Source organism: Oceanirhabdus seepicola, from assembly GCF_023684385.1.
Classification (GTDB): Bacteria; Bacillota; Clostridia; order Clostridiales; family Clostridiaceae; genus Oceanirhabdus; species Oceanirhabdus seepicola.
The window spans coordinates 387,255-404,862 of record NZ_JAGSOJ010000002.1 but is presented as its reverse complement, the minus strand read 5'-3'; the positions used below and the strand labels follow the sequence as shown (position 1 = coordinate 404,862).

The 17,608-nt window shown below is 30.7% G+C and carries 11 protein-coding genes; 1 reads left to right on the top strand and 10 read right to left on the bottom strand.

The window, feature by feature from the left end; all coding sequences use genetic code 11:
- Positions 1–330 precede the first annotated feature (330 nt).
- From KDK92_RS09480 to KDK92_RS09440, 10 genes are all read right to left on the bottom strand, one after another.
- Positions 331–1,824: a reverse transcriptase family protein gene (locus KDK92_RS09480; protein WP_250859023.1), complete on the bottom strand. Its 1,494-nt coding sequence runs from the start codon at positions 1,822–1,824 to the stop codon at positions 331–333.
- Complete coding sequence (locus tag KDK92_RS09475) at positions 1,821–3,596, bottom strand: SWIM zinc finger family protein (protein WP_250859022.1); 1,776 nt, start codon at positions 3,594–3,596, stop codon at positions 1,821–1,823. The genes KDK92_RS09480 and KDK92_RS09475 overlap by 4 nt, the downstream gene beginning before the upstream one ends.
- A 379-nt stretch (positions 3,597–3,975) precedes the next feature.
- A complete protein-coding gene (locus KDK92_RS09470) occupies positions 3,976–5,364 on the bottom strand; it encodes an RNA-guided endonuclease TnpB family protein (protein WP_250859021.1) in 1,389 nt (462 codons plus the stop codon).
- Positions 5,365–5,645: 281 nt separating this feature from the next.
- Complete coding sequence (locus KDK92_RS24530) at positions 5,646–5,780, bottom strand: hypothetical protein (protein WP_276575934.1); 135 nt, start codon at positions 5,778–5,780, stop codon at positions 5,646–5,648.
- 237 nt (positions 5,781–6,017) lie between these two features.
- The gene (locus KDK92_RS09465) at positions 6,018–9,005 is read right to left on the bottom strand and encodes a hypothetical protein (RefSeq protein WP_250859020.1); all 2,988 of its coding nucleotides are present in this window, start codon (positions 9,003–9,005) and stop codon (positions 6,018–6,020) included.
- Between the two features lie 279 nt (positions 9,006–9,284).
- On the bottom strand, positions 9,285–10,211 hold the full coding sequence (locus KDK92_RS09460; RefSeq protein WP_250859019.1) for a carbon-nitrogen hydrolase family protein: 927 nt from the start codon (positions 10,209–10,211) through the stop codon (positions 9,285–9,287).
- A gap of 33 nt (positions 10,212–10,244) precedes the next feature.
- On the bottom strand, positions 10,245–11,468 hold the full coding sequence (locus tag KDK92_RS09455; protein WP_250859018.1) for a M20 metallopeptidase family protein: 1,224 nt from the start codon (positions 11,466–11,468) through the stop codon (positions 10,245–10,247).
- A 40-nt stretch (positions 11,469–11,508) separates the two neighbouring features.
- Complete coding sequence (locus KDK92_RS09450; protein WP_250859017.1) at positions 11,509–12,909, bottom strand: YfcC family protein; 1,401 nt, start codon at positions 12,907–12,909, stop codon at positions 11,509–11,511.
- 11 nt (positions 12,910–12,920) lie between these two features.
- Positions 12,921–13,643, bottom strand: a complete 723-nt coding sequence (locus KDK92_RS09445) for a gamma-glutamyl-gamma-aminobutyrate hydrolase family protein (protein ID WP_250859016.1) — start codon at positions 13,641–13,643, stop codon at positions 12,921–12,923.
- A 422-nt stretch (positions 13,644–14,065) separates the two neighbouring features.
- On the bottom strand, positions 14,066–16,087 hold the full coding sequence (locus KDK92_RS09440) for a sigma-54 interaction domain-containing protein (RefSeq protein ID WP_250859015.1): 2,022 nt from the start codon (positions 16,085–16,087) through the stop codon (positions 14,066–14,068).
- A 467-nt stretch (positions 16,088–16,554) separates the two neighbouring features.
- Here KDK92_RS09440 and KDK92_RS09435 point away from each other — a divergent pair, with 467 nt between their 5' ends.
- Positions 16,555–17,607, top strand: a complete 1,053-nt coding sequence (locus tag KDK92_RS09435; protein ID WP_250859014.1) for an endonuclease/exonuclease/phosphatase family protein — start codon at positions 16,555–16,557, stop codon at positions 17,605–17,607.
- Position 17,608: the final 1 nt, after the last annotated feature.

Sequence of the window (17,608 nt, the reverse complement as noted above, 5' to 3'; positions counted from 1 at the left end):
CATGATAAAAAAAAGCTATCCGTCTCCAGATAACTTCCACAATTTATACATATTTATAAAACAAATAATAGATTCCCTGCTAACTGTTCTTATATCTGGTTGTGACACTTCAGCGGAGCGCCACTATTGTTGAATAACCGAAGGATAGGTTTTTCATTCACACAATAGTGGCAGCGAAGCGAATTGCGCACAACCTGGTGATGTATGCTATGTAAATCTCCACCGCGGCGCAGCACCGAGGCATAAAGGCCAAGGAATCTATTATTAAATTTCAAATTTCTTTAGTTATTATACCAAATTTAAACTACAAATTCAATACTTAACAATTTATTATTTTATTAATTTCATAGCATCATCAATAATATCTTTATATCTTTCAGCATTAACGCTTTTTATCCATGCTGTCATACCTGATATTTCATTTATTACTTCAGATGGTACCTCTCCATTCATCTTCAATTTATTAGCATTGTAAATAGCAGCTCTTAATCTTTTTATCCATTTCTTTGGAACACCAATCTGCTCATTATTTATAACAACACCAGTAATACATTGACGATTATTCTTCTTTAAGAATCGTGTTTTGCTTTTATTAATTTTGAAACCTTCTTCACTAACTATTTTTAAAATCAAGCCACAAAATTTCCTAGTATCTAAATCAGAACTTTCTAGAGTATTCTCTTCTCTCAAACTAAAACTCATATCATCTGCATATCTTGTGTACACAAAACCCGACTTAGAAGCTAGTCCACTTAGTCTTTTGTCTAATTTCATACAAAGAATATTAGTTATCATAGGACTTGCAGGTGATCCTTGTGGCAGAATTCTCTCTGATGTTTTAACGTACTTTATTTTTTCTCTTACTTCTATAGGCATACGTTCACAATAAGTACAAATCATAGCCAACAATGAAGCAATATATCCTGAATATCCAAAGGCCTTAAACATTCCTCTAACTCTTTCAAATGTTATTGTAGGAAAGAAGTCTTCAAGATCCATATTAATCAGTAATTCAGGCTGCTTAATATGAGCTTCGGCTCCTGAAACAACAGACTTACCCTTTAAAAATCCATGTGCATGGTCTGAAATAGAAATCTTAGATAATATCTCTTCTAAAATTTTTCTTTGAGCAATTTTCATTGTTGATTTTGGAGCTGCAATCTTTCGAAAACCACCCTTTTTCTTAGGAATATCATATCTATTATAATGATCTACGTAAACTGCATCTCTATGATAAACTAAAAATCTTAGCTTTTTATACTCAATACCCAATAATACAGCCAAATCTTTATCCGTTTTTATAATAGGTAACCCTTGAGATAATAATTTTTCCTCATCAATTTCTCTGTGATGCAGCAGCCCAGAATATCCTTTTCCAATAAACACGATTTCTTCAGCCTTCTTTTTCTCCCATGCTTCTGAACGCTGCTGTTTTTCAAGTTCTCGCTGCTTCTTTATTTCAGCACGCCTTGCAATGGACTCTTGCATGATTTTCTTTCCTACATCTAATCGAATTTTTTCATAATCCCAAGTTTGATCATATTCTTTCTTTAATTGGCGTAACTTTGTATTGATATCATCTTTTTCTTTATATAATTTATCAATATCATCAATTATTTTATTATACTCTTTTAAAAGCTCTTTTCTTTTCTCATACTGTTCAGGTGTTTCATTATCTTGTCTTTCGTATGGTGTAGGTAAATTTTTTGGCCAAAATCCATATTCCTGCATCTTTAACAGAGTGAATTCCTTTTTACCCATCTGATTTACCCTTTCTCTATATTCTGTCTTTGTATTTTGTATAGTTTCATGATTATCTATCATAGTAACAACTCCATAATATCATTCATTTTATATTCTTGATCTGGCTTTAATTCAAGTTTTAAAAATTTTGAAGCTCTCATATATAAAGCAAGAATGTGCGAACAAGGAGCTGAAATGTTCCTCGGTCCCTTCTTGAACTCCTTACATGTACATTTTACTTTAGAAATTTGACCATCCTCATCAATGGTTAGTTCCGTATCTGTCATATTATATTCTCGATTGTAGTCTTCTGAACCATGATATCTCCAATTCCTATATTTGCTATTAGGTATTTTAAATGAATGTGATGCAACAAATTCCTTATCACTTGTGATTTTTAATCTAAAATGTTCCATTCCTTCATCCATGAGCTCCTGAACTTTTAATTCCATAGGAGTTGTCTCATATAATTCTTTAGCAATAGGAGTATTGCACAACTGTCTAAATCGTACTGTATCATTAATAGCATCGAAATACCCTTCTCCACGTCTAAATAGCATACCTACTCCTGCTTTATTATCTTTTTTCGAAGTATCATCCAATTTGCCATAAATATTCTCTAAGGATAAACACCTTTGCTCTTTCATTAGCTTATAAATACCCTCATAGTTTCCATCTCCAATAAATCCACCTAAAATATTAAAGGCAGTACCCTTTACCCAGTCGTTAGAAGACCATGAAGAAAAACCAATAGTCATCTTCATTGTTCCTAAATCTGCTGTTATAAATTGTGGCATTCCAAAACCAAGCAATCGAACTTTAAAAGATTTAGCAAGGGGTATTATCTTCTCCATAACCATCCAACGTCTTCTTCCCCATATTTTTTCTTCACGCTTTTTCTCTCCATTATAAATTGCTTTAAGAATACATTCTTTTCCAAAAGGTTCAAAAACAATTTTCACTGGCTTACCAGGCTCTAACACCCATTTCATATATCTAGGACTTTTATGTGCTTTATGTCTTCTTAAAAAAGAACATATATCATACATATCTACAGGAGATAATTCAATATCTATTCCTCCAAGACTTGCTGCTGAAGATACCTGATTAAAGCCCTTTATCCAAGTTTCTGGCAAATCTATTTTCTTTTCTATATGTTCAGGCATGACCCCTGTATCTACAGTAAATCCTCCTGGATTTACTGACAATTCTACATCTGTATATGTACGAAATCTTTCCATTTCCCTAGCTAATTTAGCTGAAAAATCTATATTTGTTGTTCCAAGCTGAGGCTCTTGAAGTAATTCAAATTCATCCATATCAATAGATAAACATCCATATGTAGATTCATCTATAGAAAATGCTTCAAAGGATACTTGGTCAGGATGTACAGTTATTACAGGGTCTAATACAAACCATAATGCATAATCTCTATCTCTTATAAATTTCCAAAAATCTCTTTCGATTTTATTATAATCATTCCAAATATCATGCTTGTCAATTTCTTTCTTTATGTGGTTTTTAATATCCACTAACTTTTTTATATCTTGATCTTTTTGTCCTATTTCATTTGACAGTTCGTCCATATTTTTTTGCAAGTCTTCTCTTACTTCAGGCATATACTGTTCGTGCTCAAGTATTTGTCTTTCTATCTCCTGCTCAAGCCACGCAAAAAATTCAACTCTTTCTTTCTTTTTTTGACTCATATCTGAAACAACAATTTCACGGAGCATGAGCATAGCATCTCTAAAAACAAGGGGATGTTTTAATTTACCAGCAAAAGATACTTTCTCATCCCTTGAAAGGTCAGGACTAAGCCCTAAAACTGTCTGATCTCCTTGATTAATACACATTGATGAACTTGCATATTGATAATTAACTTTCAAGTAACATGACCTGGTTCTAAAAATATGTACAAATGTACTCAAATTAGATAATTCGCACTTATTCTATCTTATGATAGTTTAAAGCCTAGGTTGGGCCAGTGCATTTATTCATATGAATAAATCTCCCACAACCGTATTTTAAAGTTTTATAATTAAAGATGTATTCAACCCTCATTTCTGATAAAATACATGCTTCATATTTCTATGAGGTACATATATTTGTGATTAAATACTCTTTTTAGTTTTAACTATATATAAATAGAAATCATCCTTTGCACTTCCCGAATTAGAAAACAATAAACGCTTTAACATTTTTTTTAGTTCAAGATGTAACTATAATTTCTATTTATATAGCTCTGCCTTCTAAAATCTTTTTAGCTATTCTATAATTTGTATATAAACTAATTTCTTTATCATCTTTTCTATCTAAAATATTAACACTAGCGTTTATATCAGCATGAATTTCTCCACATTTAGGACAGGTAAATATATCACCTTTTCTTATTCCAAAACTACTGCATTTATTACACACCTTGCTTGTATATGCAGGATTAATATAGGTATATTTTATATTATTATAATTACATTTATATTCAAGTCTTTCTCTTATATATCCTTTTATCCATCTTGATAACTTTCTCTTAACAGATTCAGGATATTTTCCACTCCAATTAACAAAATCTAAATGCTCCATAACTATTTCCTTTGGCTTTTCTTTATCAATTAGTTTGTTTAATGAATGATTTATATAAGATTTAACTGTTTCATTGTGCTTTAATTTGTTGTGATCATATTTTACTCTACCTAAATTATTCTGTAATATACTATTAGCTTTTTTAACATTACCTTGTTCTAAATGTCGATTATATAAAGCATAGAACCTATTTCTTTTACCATTAATTTCATTCAATCTTTCAGTTTCTTTTCCTAAATAATCATTGAGATTTTCACCATAAAACTTACCACTTGATACTGCAAATAAATACTTGTATCCCTTATCTATTCCTATTATATTTTCATAATCTTTGTGATATTTAGCTCTGATATTCAAAGGTATATGAACTTCTATTCTATTTTCAACTACTTTGATTATTAAAGTTCTATCATATTTTTTACTATCTGTTAATTTAATAGGTAATCTCTTACCCTTTTTAGTACAGGTTATATTTATCCCATCATCTCTATATGAATATAACCCTATATCTACTGAAAAGGTAGTTGACTTATAAGAATAGGGTATCTTTCCCTTATACTTTCTAGTGTATCTCCTAATAAGGTTATTTAAGTATTTAAAATTCAAATCAACATCCTTGAATTTACTTGGAATGTCATATTCCTCATGTGTAAGTATTCTGTGATATAATTCATTTGATTTTAGAATATAGTTTATATAATGCTTATCTATTTTAGCCAAATTATAGTTTGCTTTGCATTGTTCTTTAATTCTTCTTTTTATATTACTCCATTCAGCTTTTATATTGCTTATAGCCTCACTTAATGCTAATTTCCAATACCTAGCGGGTAATTTCCACTGGTTCGCAAAGCTTGATTTTACCCATTCATCTCTTATTTCCCTTGGTTTTGACAATAATGGAATACTATTGATACCACTGTATCTTGAATATACGTAATTCTTAACATTCTTAAATTGATTTCCTATGAATAATAATTCTTTCAAGGTTTCTTTCTCTAATTCGTATGAATGTTGTTTTACAGTTTTCACTATAGTATTCACTATTAATCACCTCACCTTGGGATATCTTTATTATATAGTGTTCCCAATTTCAAGCACTTATCTTACATAATTATAATAAAAATACAAGATTTCAGAGGTAATATTTAAAATAGCTAAAAAGCAGAATAATATAAAAGTGAAATAACTTTTCAAAACGCCTAGCTAATTTTTATAAAACTTTAAAATACGATTGATTAGAACTAATCTAATTACACATTTGTACATTTTTTAGAGCGTTCACATGAGATCGCTAATTCTCATGCAGTTCTCTTATGAACTTCTTATGCTTTCACATAAGCACAGACTATATCACCATCCATTATGGATGCTCCCCATTTCCCCACGCTTGCAGGTACGAGATTTCTCTCTAGTCGTTGAAGGTTTCCCTTTTCGGGACTTCCCTGCTGATTACCCATTGTATAAGCACTTAGGATTTAACCTTATGCCATCTAACTATTTTTTTCTACTTTCGTAACATTCACGCTTAGGATTCTTTCAACCTTACGTTGTAGTTTAGCTAGCTTTAGGGACTTCCAGCAATTAAAGGAGTTTTGGATAGGTTATACCTATCACTCTATGCTCTTTACAAACATAGGGAGCTTTTGTTTTAAAAATATACTTTTGTCTATGTTATTACACATTTTAGCATATCTTTAACAACTATTTTGTTGCTCCTCTCTAATTTTAGCTAGTGCAATCAGTGCACGTTCTGAATCCTTAATGATATTAGAACCTCCAATATCTAGTAACATACTCTCAACTTCATCTAATCTCTGCTTATGCTTAATCACAAACTTTGGAATAGCTTCATATACTCTATCTTTACCCTTGGATATTTTATTAGGAAGTAATAATAGAGTCTTTATGTAATACATGAAAATCTCCTCATTTCCATCCCCTGAATTATCCAAAACTTTATTCATTTTATCCGAAATATAAGCTTTCACATCATGAGAAGTATGCTCTAACATTTGAATGATAAATTCTTCAGGAATTAAATTACCATAAATCATGTCCAATTTTCTAAGCCCAAATGAGTAAGCTCTAATTACAGGAGAATCAATAATAAGACCATGTAACTTTTTTTGTCTTTCCTTAGGCATATCATCAAAAATCTCTTCTGCTATTTTATTTAATACAGTTACCTCTGACTCCAACATAATTAATAAAGTTGAAAATCTACTGTATAGTTCTTTACTATTCTTTGTAACAATATCAAATAGCATTTTAATCATTTTAGAAGTACCAGAGTCCAAGATACTTATAATTTGAGCATCATTAGGTACCTTTCCATTCTTTATTGACTCTAAAACAGAAATAATTTGTCTGTTTCTCTCTGGAATTGCTTTTTTCTCAGATTCTATATCCATTTCTTCAAGTAAAGATTGTAAATCTTCGTAGGATAATGAAAAAATAATTTCTTCCACAAATACCCCTAGCCACTCTGGCATTTTTTGTCCATAAATCAATACCTGAATTAAATCTGACATTAACATTAGCTTTTCAGATTTTGAAACATCCTTCACTTTTTCTGTGGACATTGTTAGCATATCTCTGATATCTTCACAAATATCTCCATCTATTTCTGCAAATTTAGTTACATTATTCATTATATAGCTTATGAACTCTACATATTGAGTTCCCTCTAAAGCAAAAAGATTTTTCTTAAACAGTTCCATCCATTCTTCAAGATTATCTAAGAATAATAAATCTGCCACATCCCAAGCTGAAAATAAACCATCAGTGTTCTCAAAGAACTCCATAGCAATTTCATACATTTTCTTATCTGAAGAACCAATTAAAGCAATCATCAATTCTGAATCAAATGTATTTAATTGCTGCAGCTTGTTATTAAGAATATTTATGAACATTTCAGCAAGTGGTTTATAGGACACAAGCGCCAAATTAATTAACTGCTTATATGTCATATTCTCTATTAATTCATTAGTATTTGGAGAATCTTTTAAGATATAATAACATGCTTTTACTATTTGATTAACCTGCGATCCAATAGCAATATCTACTACAACCTCTAGATGATTATCCCATATTTCCTTCATGAACTCGTATCGACCTTCAAGCTTCATTAGTTGGTCATTACTCATCCACTCCGCTCGTTCTTCCCAATCATCCCATCCCAAAGGCGGTTTTTCCTTAAAATCATAATATAAATAATGCCTTATATACTTGTTAAATTGGAAGTTACTGCGAAATTTACATACATAATCTGCTGGTGTGTAACTAATGAAAAGATGTTTCATAGCTTCTATAAATTTCTCTGGATTATTCTTTCCATAAGAATCAATGATTCTTCTTACATATCTATGAAAATAATTTAATTGTTTTGTTCTATCATTCCCTTTAAAATAATAAGTTAATCTTGGTGCATCTACGTAATATGCTACTTTCCCAATTACATCAGCTAATCCATAAATCTCAGCTTCTTGTATAGTATTTTTAAAATCAATAAGTTTTAGTTTTGTACCATCTGTGTAAGGACCTATCTTATAACGCTGTGGAGCCTTATCTTCAATATATTTACGTTGTTCATAATCGTATTCTCTATAATAATCACTTAATAATCCATACCCAGCATACTTTCTATATGCAGAACCCTCTAGTACTTTATCTGGTAAAATATCTTTACCCTCTATCCTAATAAGATGTAAATCCATCTCAGAAAGAGATTCACGTATCCAGTTCGTCCTATCTGCTTTTAATTGTTGGTCCATAGCGTTTATATAGAGACTTGCACATCGTTTTACACCCTTTGCATAGTTCTCATTTGCCCATTTTATTTCAGATTCAACAAGAGTTTTCGCCTCTTCAACTAAGATTGGATTATTCATTTTTCCTAACTCTATGAATAATCCTGATATTAATTCAGAACTTCCTAACTTGAAAAGTGTCTTATATACTTCCTTAGGCGGATTCCTTGAAATTAATTGATTCAAATTCTTTTTTCTCATATAAAGATTGTTATAACTCAATATACTCTTAATAATTTCATAATACCCTGAAAGCTCACCCTGTAATTTTAAAATTTCATTTGGATCTTTTGCTAATCTGAAATCAGAAAACTCAATGTTATGTTTCTTTATTTCTATCACGTACTTCTCATAAGATTGTGGAATAAAATAAGGGAAACTAACCTGCTGTTCTGGTTCTAGATTTTTAAATTCTTCAACCAAGTAATTGTCATCTTTTCTCCAATACCAACCTTTTTTTACCCCTTTTTTATAATACATTTTTGGGTAATCATCATCGTCTCTGTTATAATATCCACTATCCTCTATAATTTGTACAGCCTCGAAAGAAGGTAAATGCCCGTCCTGTCCTTTAAATACAACATAACTTGTATACTCAACATCATCTTCAAGTATATGACTTACAGAATTATAATCATAATCATCATGATCATCATTTTCTGTACTTTCAAACTCATGTTTTCCATAAAAAATGACAAAACTAGGGTTATCATTGTCATCCCATCCCCACAAGACTATATGTCTTAGTGGATTATAATCCTTTTTCCATGTTTTCTGTGATGCATCAATTTTCTCAACTGAATCATCCTTTTGTTCTGATTTTACTAAAGATGAAATCAATTCGAAAAAGTTATTCTTTTTAAACTTTGACATAATAGTAAACCACCTTAATCCTAAATTAAAATAATAAACCCCTACAAATTGCTTCAAATACCATTCATCATTTTACCATAACTGCATTTAGCTTTACAACTATACATATAATCTCATATTATGAAAATATTAATAGGATTAGATCACCAAAAATACAAATGTATTTTTTGCAAAAATTCTTTTATTGCATTATAAAATCCCTCTGAATATTACTCAGGGGGATTTTATATCTACAAATATTCATGATAAATTTCTAAACATGGACTTTCTTTAATATTATTATTCATGGATAATTAATTCAAACACATCTGGTCTTGCATAATGCCCCATAACATCAAAATCTAATCTACTTTGAATTACTTCACCTAAATCTAAATCAGCAATTAAAATATCCTCTCTATTATAAACAGGCTCTACTATATATTTTCCAAATGGGCTTATGATAGTACTACCACCCGAACACATAATTTCTGGCTGTGATTTTAAATCATCATAATAATTAATATCCGTAGGATACATATCTTTAGTAACAAATTGGTTGCAGGAAAGAACAAAACATCTTCCTTCTAAAGCTATATGTCTCATTGTAGCCTGCCATTCCTCTCTGGAATCAGCTGTAGGCGCTATATATATTGTAACTCCTTTAGAATACATAGCAGTACGAGCTAAAGGCATATAATTCTCCCAACAGATTAATCCTCCAATCTTTCCATAAGGTGTATCAACTACAGCAAGCGTACTTCCATCTCCCTCTCCCCATATTAATCGTTCGGAGCCTGTAGGCTTTAATTTTCTATGTTTACCAAGAAGCTTTCCATCAGGTCCAAAATAAAGAGTAGTACAATAAAGTGTACAATTGCTCCCCTGTCCATCTCTTTCAATAACTCCTATAACTAGATAAATACCAGCTTTACGTGCAGCTTCACCAAGAATATCTGTAACTTTACTTGGTACAGGAACTGAGTTTTCATAATACCGTTGCCAATCTTTCCGCCCCTCCATAGTACGACTTCCTACTACAAAACCAAATGTAAGTCCTCTAGGATAAGCTGGAATAAACGCTTCTGGAAAAACAACAACTTCAGCCTCTTTTTCAGCAGCTTGCTGAATTAATGTTATAGTTTTTTCAATGGTAGCCTCTCGATTCATAATTACGGGAGCTGCTTGTACTACAGCAACCTTCACCGAATTTTTAACATTATTCATATACGACTCCTCCTATATATCTATAAAATAATGCTAATCATTTAAATACTTAACTGCCGCTGAAGCCAATATATTTAACGTCAATTTAAATACCTTTTCATCTACCATAAACTTAGAATTGTGTGGTGGTGCTGAATCTCCTGAACCAACAAATATAAAGCTAGCAGGAATCTTCTGTGCGTAGAATCCAAAATCTTCTGAACCAAGCATAGGCTTATCAATAACCTTTATTAAATTTTTTATATCAAAATTTTGGGGAACATTTAATCCAATTTTATCTTTTATTGCTTCATATCTCTCACAGGTAGTTTCCTTAACTAAATCGGTTAGTTCTTTATCATTTATTACTGATGGATATCCTTCCTTAAAGATAAATTCACAATCTCCATCCATTCCCTCAGCTACACTTTTTGAGATTTTTTCAATCTTAGTCTTTATAGTCTCTCTTGCCTCTTTTGAGACACATCTCATCATTCCAACTATTTCTATCATATCTGGAACAATATTAGGTGCAGTTCCACCATTAATCTGTCCTAAAGAAAAAGTAGCTGTTTCAAAAGGACTTATTTGTCTAGACAATATTGATTGTAAAGCTGTAATAATATTAGCTGCAATCACTATTGCGTCTACTCCCTGTTGTGGCATTGAAGTATGAGCTTTCTTTCCTTTTACTCTCAATGTGAATTTATCAGAGTATGCAGATATAGCTCCATATCCCATACCAACAACACCTAATGGCATGCTTCCAACATGCAATCCCAAAATTGCATCTACCTTTGGATTTTCAAGAACTCCTTCTTTAACCATCTCACGGCCACCGCCGCCATTTTCTTCTGCTGGTTGGAAAATAAATTTAACAGTCCCTGTAAGTTCATCTTTTAACTCAGATAATATCATAGCCACTCCTAGAAGATTAGCAGTATGACAATCATGTCCACAGGCATGCATTATTCCATCATTAATAGATTTAAAAGGTAAATCATTAATTTCCTGTAAAGGCAGCGCATCCATATCAGCTCTAAGTGCAATTACTTTTTCAGGATTTCTTCCTTTTAATATTCCTACCACACCAGTTTTACCTATTTCTCTCTGCACCTCTATCCCTAATTCTTCTAATTTTTTTGCAACTATTTCTGATGTTCTAACTTCTTGGAAACTTAACTCAGGATGCATATGAATATCTCTTCGTATTTTTATAACATCTTCTTCGTATTTATTAGCTAGATTCATTATTTTATCGTATATATCAACTTTCATATTATCCCCTCCTAAATCACTTTTTCTATGCAACATTCTTCTAAGCCCAACCAATTGATACTGCAATACTTAATGCAATGCATATAACAACAAAGAACATTAGATATATTGGTAACACAAGCTTAAACCAATCTTTCATTGATGCTTTAACCATTCCTAAACTTGCAATTAAAAATACATTGATTGGATTTAGTAAATTAGTAAATCCATCGCCTAGTTGATACGCTAAAACCGCGGTCTGTCTTGTTATACCAACAACATCTGCTAATGGTGCCATTATAGGCATTACAACTGCAGCTTGTCCTGAACCTGATGTTATACCTAAATTTATTATTGAATTTGCTATAAACATACCAATTGCTGCAAACTTTGGCCCAAATGCTGATAATGGAATTGACACATAATAAATAATTGTATCCAATATACCACCTAAATTTAAAATTACTGATATAGCCATTGCAAAAATCATAAACATAATAGGCATTGCCATACTCTGAGCACCTTTAATAAAGGATTCAGAGCTTCCATTAATCCCCAATTTCCCTATTAATCCACAAACTATAGCCACAGGTAGCATTATAGAAGCTAATTCAGAAACACCAAAATTCAACTTTGATGAACCATAACAGAAGAAAGCAAATCCTCCAAAGAATATTATCAATACAAGTATATGATTGAAAGTAAGTTTTTCACCAGATAAATCTTTTAATTCACCAAACTGATCTAAATTAACTTCCTTCATAACACTCTTGCTCTTATCTTTTCTTACTCTTTGTGCATAAAAAGTTAAATATGCCATAAGTACAACTAGTAAAATAATTGTTAAAATCAACCTAAACTTAAAACCCGAAAAAACAGGTATTCCAGCTAGTTCCTGTGCTACCGCTGTAGATACAGGACTTATTGGTGATGCCATAAATCCTGTATAAGAACCTAGGAACATTACAGCAACTGCAAAAATATTATCCACCTCTAGTCTTCTAGCAATAGTTAATCCTAATGGTATAAATGCTATAACTGTACTAATAAGTACACTAGCAGTTCCTAAAAATCCAGTAAAAGCTAATAAAATTGGTACTAGCAACACTGCCTTTTCCTGGAATCTATTAGTAAGAGAATAAATTCCTAAATCAAGTGCCCCTGTATCCTGTACAATCCTAAGTGTTGCACCAACAATCATCATTGTAATAAATAATTTTCCCATTGCCTGATATGCCATAACTGGAAGGGCAAAAAGAACTTTTATTGGATTAACAAAAATTTTATCTACAAAATGAAATGAATTTGGATCAAGAATCCCATCTATTCTTGTATATTGTCCAGATGGAATGATAAAAGTTAAAGCATATACCACAGCTATTAAAATAAATATTATTACAAATGGATTTGAATTCTTTTTTTCCTTTTTCGTTTTAACAACGTTTGCCGTTTGTGTTTTCATGATTATTCCCCCTATTCACAATTTTCTATTAATTCTTTAAATAATATTAACATTGTGTCTGAACCTGCAACCATCATTTCTGGATGCCACTGAACCCCCATAACAAAATCACTTTCTTTCATTTGTACTGCTTCAATAACTCCATCTGAAGCATTTGCAACAACTTCTAATCCCTCTCCTACCTGATTAATACATTGATGATGATAACTATTAATTAAAACCTCCTTCCCAAATAATCTATCTAAAATACTATCAGACTTGATCTTTATTTTGTGTGAGTAGTCATAACGTTTTCCTTCTTGAAAATGCTTTAGTATACTACCTGACATTTCAGATAAGTCCTGATAAAGTGTACCTCCGCATGCAACATTCAAGATTTGATGACCTCTACAAATTCCTAATAGAGGTTTTTTCTCTTGTAATGCTGTTTTAACAAGTTTTATCTGGTATTCATCGATTTTTGAATTCACATATCCTAATTTTTCATGTGGTTCTTCATTATAAGACATAGGATGTACATCTTGTCCACCAGAAATTATTATTCCATCACATGCTTTTACCTGGCTAATTATTGCTTCGTCATCATCAATAACAGGTAAAACCACAGGCACTCCACCAGCCTTTTCTACCGCTCTAACGTAATCATTATTTACATATGCACGCTCTAATCCAATCATTATACCATTTTCCATAGTCAAAATATTACCTACTACCCCTATTATTGGTTTTTTCATATTTTTACCTCCCCTTGAATTTTAGCATTAATATTCCTAATAAAATGAATAAGCAATAATCATGCCATAACAGAAGAAGTGGCTATTAGCCACTCAGGCTGTTGAAAAAGCCCAATCTCATCGTCACTAAGACTCGCTGTGCTGCTCGAGTACTATTTGTACACTGCGCTGCTCGCTCATCTTGTTCCTTGACCTTGGGCTTTTTCAACGCCTGACACTCTAAAGACAGAAAACAGAGTGAAAGCAATATATTGTAACTTTGTCAACAAGCTCAGTGGCCATTAGCCACTTCTTTACATACTATGTATTGGGGAATAGATGCTAATTAATTTTTAAAAATTAATCTTTCTTATGCATTTGTATTAATTTTTTTGCTTTGTGTATTCTATTAGAATAGGTTAATACAACCATTTTCACCCCATTTACATCCTGTTTATTAACCTATTTTTTAATTTTATACCTCTTCCAGTTATTTTTGTTCCTTTTCTTCCTATATCAGACTTAACAAATTCCTTATCTTTTAATAAACTTAAAATTCTTCTCAATCTATTTTCTCCAATATCAACATTATCACACCTTAACTTTTCCAATAACTTTTTTCTACCTATACCCGTCTCATTTCTAGTGTAATTATTCAAAATATCTAATAATGTATATATTTCTTTTTCACTTCCATAATCTAATAATATTTCTACATCCTTTTGTAAATCATCATTTTCATATTCTAAAGAAAAAGGCAGCACCCCTTCATTCATTTCTTTCATAATAATAAAATACTCTGCAGCATTTTTAAGCTCTCTTACATTTCCAGGCCACTCATAATCTAGAAGCCTTTTTTTCATGTCTTTAGTTAAATACTTATAGTCTTCTCCTACAAACAGCTTAAACATATCAATTATATCTTCCTTTCTTTCCCTTAAAGGAGGAATAGAAACAGGAAGAACATTAATTCTATAATATAAATCCTCTCTAAATTTGCTTTCTCTTACCAATTCCTTAAGATTTTTATTCGTAGCAGCAATAATTCTAACATCTATATCGATTACTCTATCGCTACCAATACGCATAATCTGTTTTTCCTGTAAAACTCTAAGTAATCTTGCCTGAAGAGCCAAAGGCATGTCCCCTATCTCATCTAAAAAAATTGTTCCATACTGTGCCAGTTCAAATACACCTAGCTTACCATCTTTTCTCGCACCTGTAAAAGCTCCTCTTTCATACCCAAATAACTCACTTTCTAATAAACTTTCAGGAAGCGCAGCGCAATTTATAGCAACAAATGGCCTTGCTGCTCTCTTTGAATAATTATGAATAGATTGAGCCATCAATTCCTTTCCAGTACCACTTTCTCCAATAATAAGCACAGTAAAATCAGAATTTGAAATTTTCTTAGCTATTTCTATACATTTTTTCATTTTATAAGATTTATAAATAATATTATCAAATGAATATCTTGCTACCAGACCCTTTTTTCTTAATTGACTACTCATATTCTGTTCCAACTGTTTTATATATGTAATACTTCGGAAATTGAAATAGTATCCGCTTCTTTCACCGAAATATTCTAATGAAGCCTTTGTTACTAATATAAATTCATTATTCATATTTAATAACTCTTGATTCAATTTTTCCTTCATAAGAAACTTAAATGTATCAGCATCAAGAAGCTTTTCTAAATTGTCATTGTGTTTTGTTGAATCTATATCTAATAACTCTTGAAATTTCATATTACGGTATACTATATGGTAATCATTATCTACTATTAAAATCCCTTCATTACTTTGCTGCATTACTTTATTCAACTGTTCATTTTTAATATATACATCTTTATACTGATTTTTAATTCCTGTATTTAAATCTAATATTTCATTAAAATATTTAATTAGATTAGTACTAATTTCTCTATTATTAATATCAAGCATATTCATTATTCTTATAAAAGTATATGAATCAAGACATCTATGTCCTACATCAATAATATTTTCAATATAACTTGGAACTCTATGTACTTCTCCTGGAGTAATTGAAATTTTAATAGACTCATCATTTTCATTTGGATTATATGGAATCATGTTAACATGCTTAACACCTATTTGATAAAGAAGTGCTACCATTTGAAGTGTAGTTTCCTGACAATCATTTACAACAAGTATTTTTGTTTCCTTTGGGATTTCAAATAACTTATAAGCTTCTCTTCCTCTAATAGTTCTCTGAACAATTATTATTTTCTGTAAATCATCAACATAAGGCTTTACTTTCACAAGACGGTTTTCGAGCATGACTAATACCACATGATCCTTTATTTTTTCCCCATCTTTGAACTCTTCAATATAGTAGTTATTTATTTTCACATAATCCTTAAAAACATATTTTAAATTTTCCATTATTGTATCTGAAACAATATGATTTTGTTTAAAATCAGTTACTATGGCAATGCTTTTCAAACTATCGCCCCCTCATTGATTATCTTCCCAATAAATTCACTTTAGATGAAATTGCCTTTCAAAACTATTTCCTAAACAATATTATACCAAACCATGTAATATTTTGTTACTATTCACATAAAAATTAAAAGTTACCTGTGAATATATATTCTCCCTTTATTTTCAACTGAAGTTTTAACTTTCTCTACTTTGGCAATGTCTTTTTTAGTCTTTTCGAAGTTTTTATAATATTATTAAATAAATGACTCAACACATAACTACTTATATTTTTCTCCTTCGACATTATTTTTGTAACACTTCCCATGTAGTGTAAATAAAGGAGTTTTCCTAAAAAATGTCGAATATTTTAAATATGATAATATTTTTATCAAAAAAACTTTCTAAAGGGGGCGAAGAATGAAAAGAATGAAAAGAATGAATAAAAATGTTGTTTAAATCAATATATATAATTTGGAGGTCAGATAATTATGAAAAAAAAATATAAAAGGTTACTTTACATACCTATAGTAATAATTTTAATATTTATAACTTTTTTTACTCATATTGCATTAACAGATTATAAACCTGATGATATTGTCTCTTTATCTGTTGAAAATAAAAGCAAGGAACTATTAGATATAGATTCTACTTTCTCTATAACTACATTTAATATAGGATATTGTGGTCTTGATAAAACAGAAGATTTTTTCATGGATGGAGGAACTAGATCTAAACCTGATAGCCACGATCAAGTTAATAATAATTTAAAGAAAATATCATCTTTTTTAGATAAAGAAAACTCTGATTTTATTATGATACAGGAGATTGATAAAAAAGCATCTAGAAGTTACGATATAAATCAATATGAATATATAGAACAAATACTTAATGAGTATAGCGCTTCATTTGCTACTAATTTTAAGGTTCCATTTGTACCAGTACCTGTAAAAAAACCAACTAGCTATGTTGAGTCTGGACTAGCATTCTTTTCAAAATACGAAGTTACTTCAAGCAATAGACTAGATTTACCAGGAAAAGAAATGTGGATAAGACAATTATTTGATTTAGATAGATGTATGATGGAAAATAGGATAGCTGTTAGTAATGGAAAGGAGCTTATAATCAATAACCTTCATTTATCAGCATATGATAAAGGAGGAAAAGTAAGAGTTCAACAAATGAAGTTCTTACAAGACTATATTAAAGAAAACTATAAAGCTGGAAATTATATAATTTTAGGTGGAGATTGGAATCATGTTATAACTAATAAGGACTCTTATGATATGTCAAATTGGCCTGAATGGCTTCAAGTTCTTCCTAAAGACTTTACTCCAAAAGATTTTAAATGGGCATTTGATGAAAAAAACCCTTCTGTACGAGACTTAAGTGAAGTTTATACATTAGGAGAAACATTTACTGAAGTAATAGATGGTTTTCTAGTATCACCAAATATAGAAATCATAGATACACATGGATATAATTTAAAATTTGAAAACAGTGACCATAATCCTGTAACAGGATCGTTTAAATTAAAAAACTAGA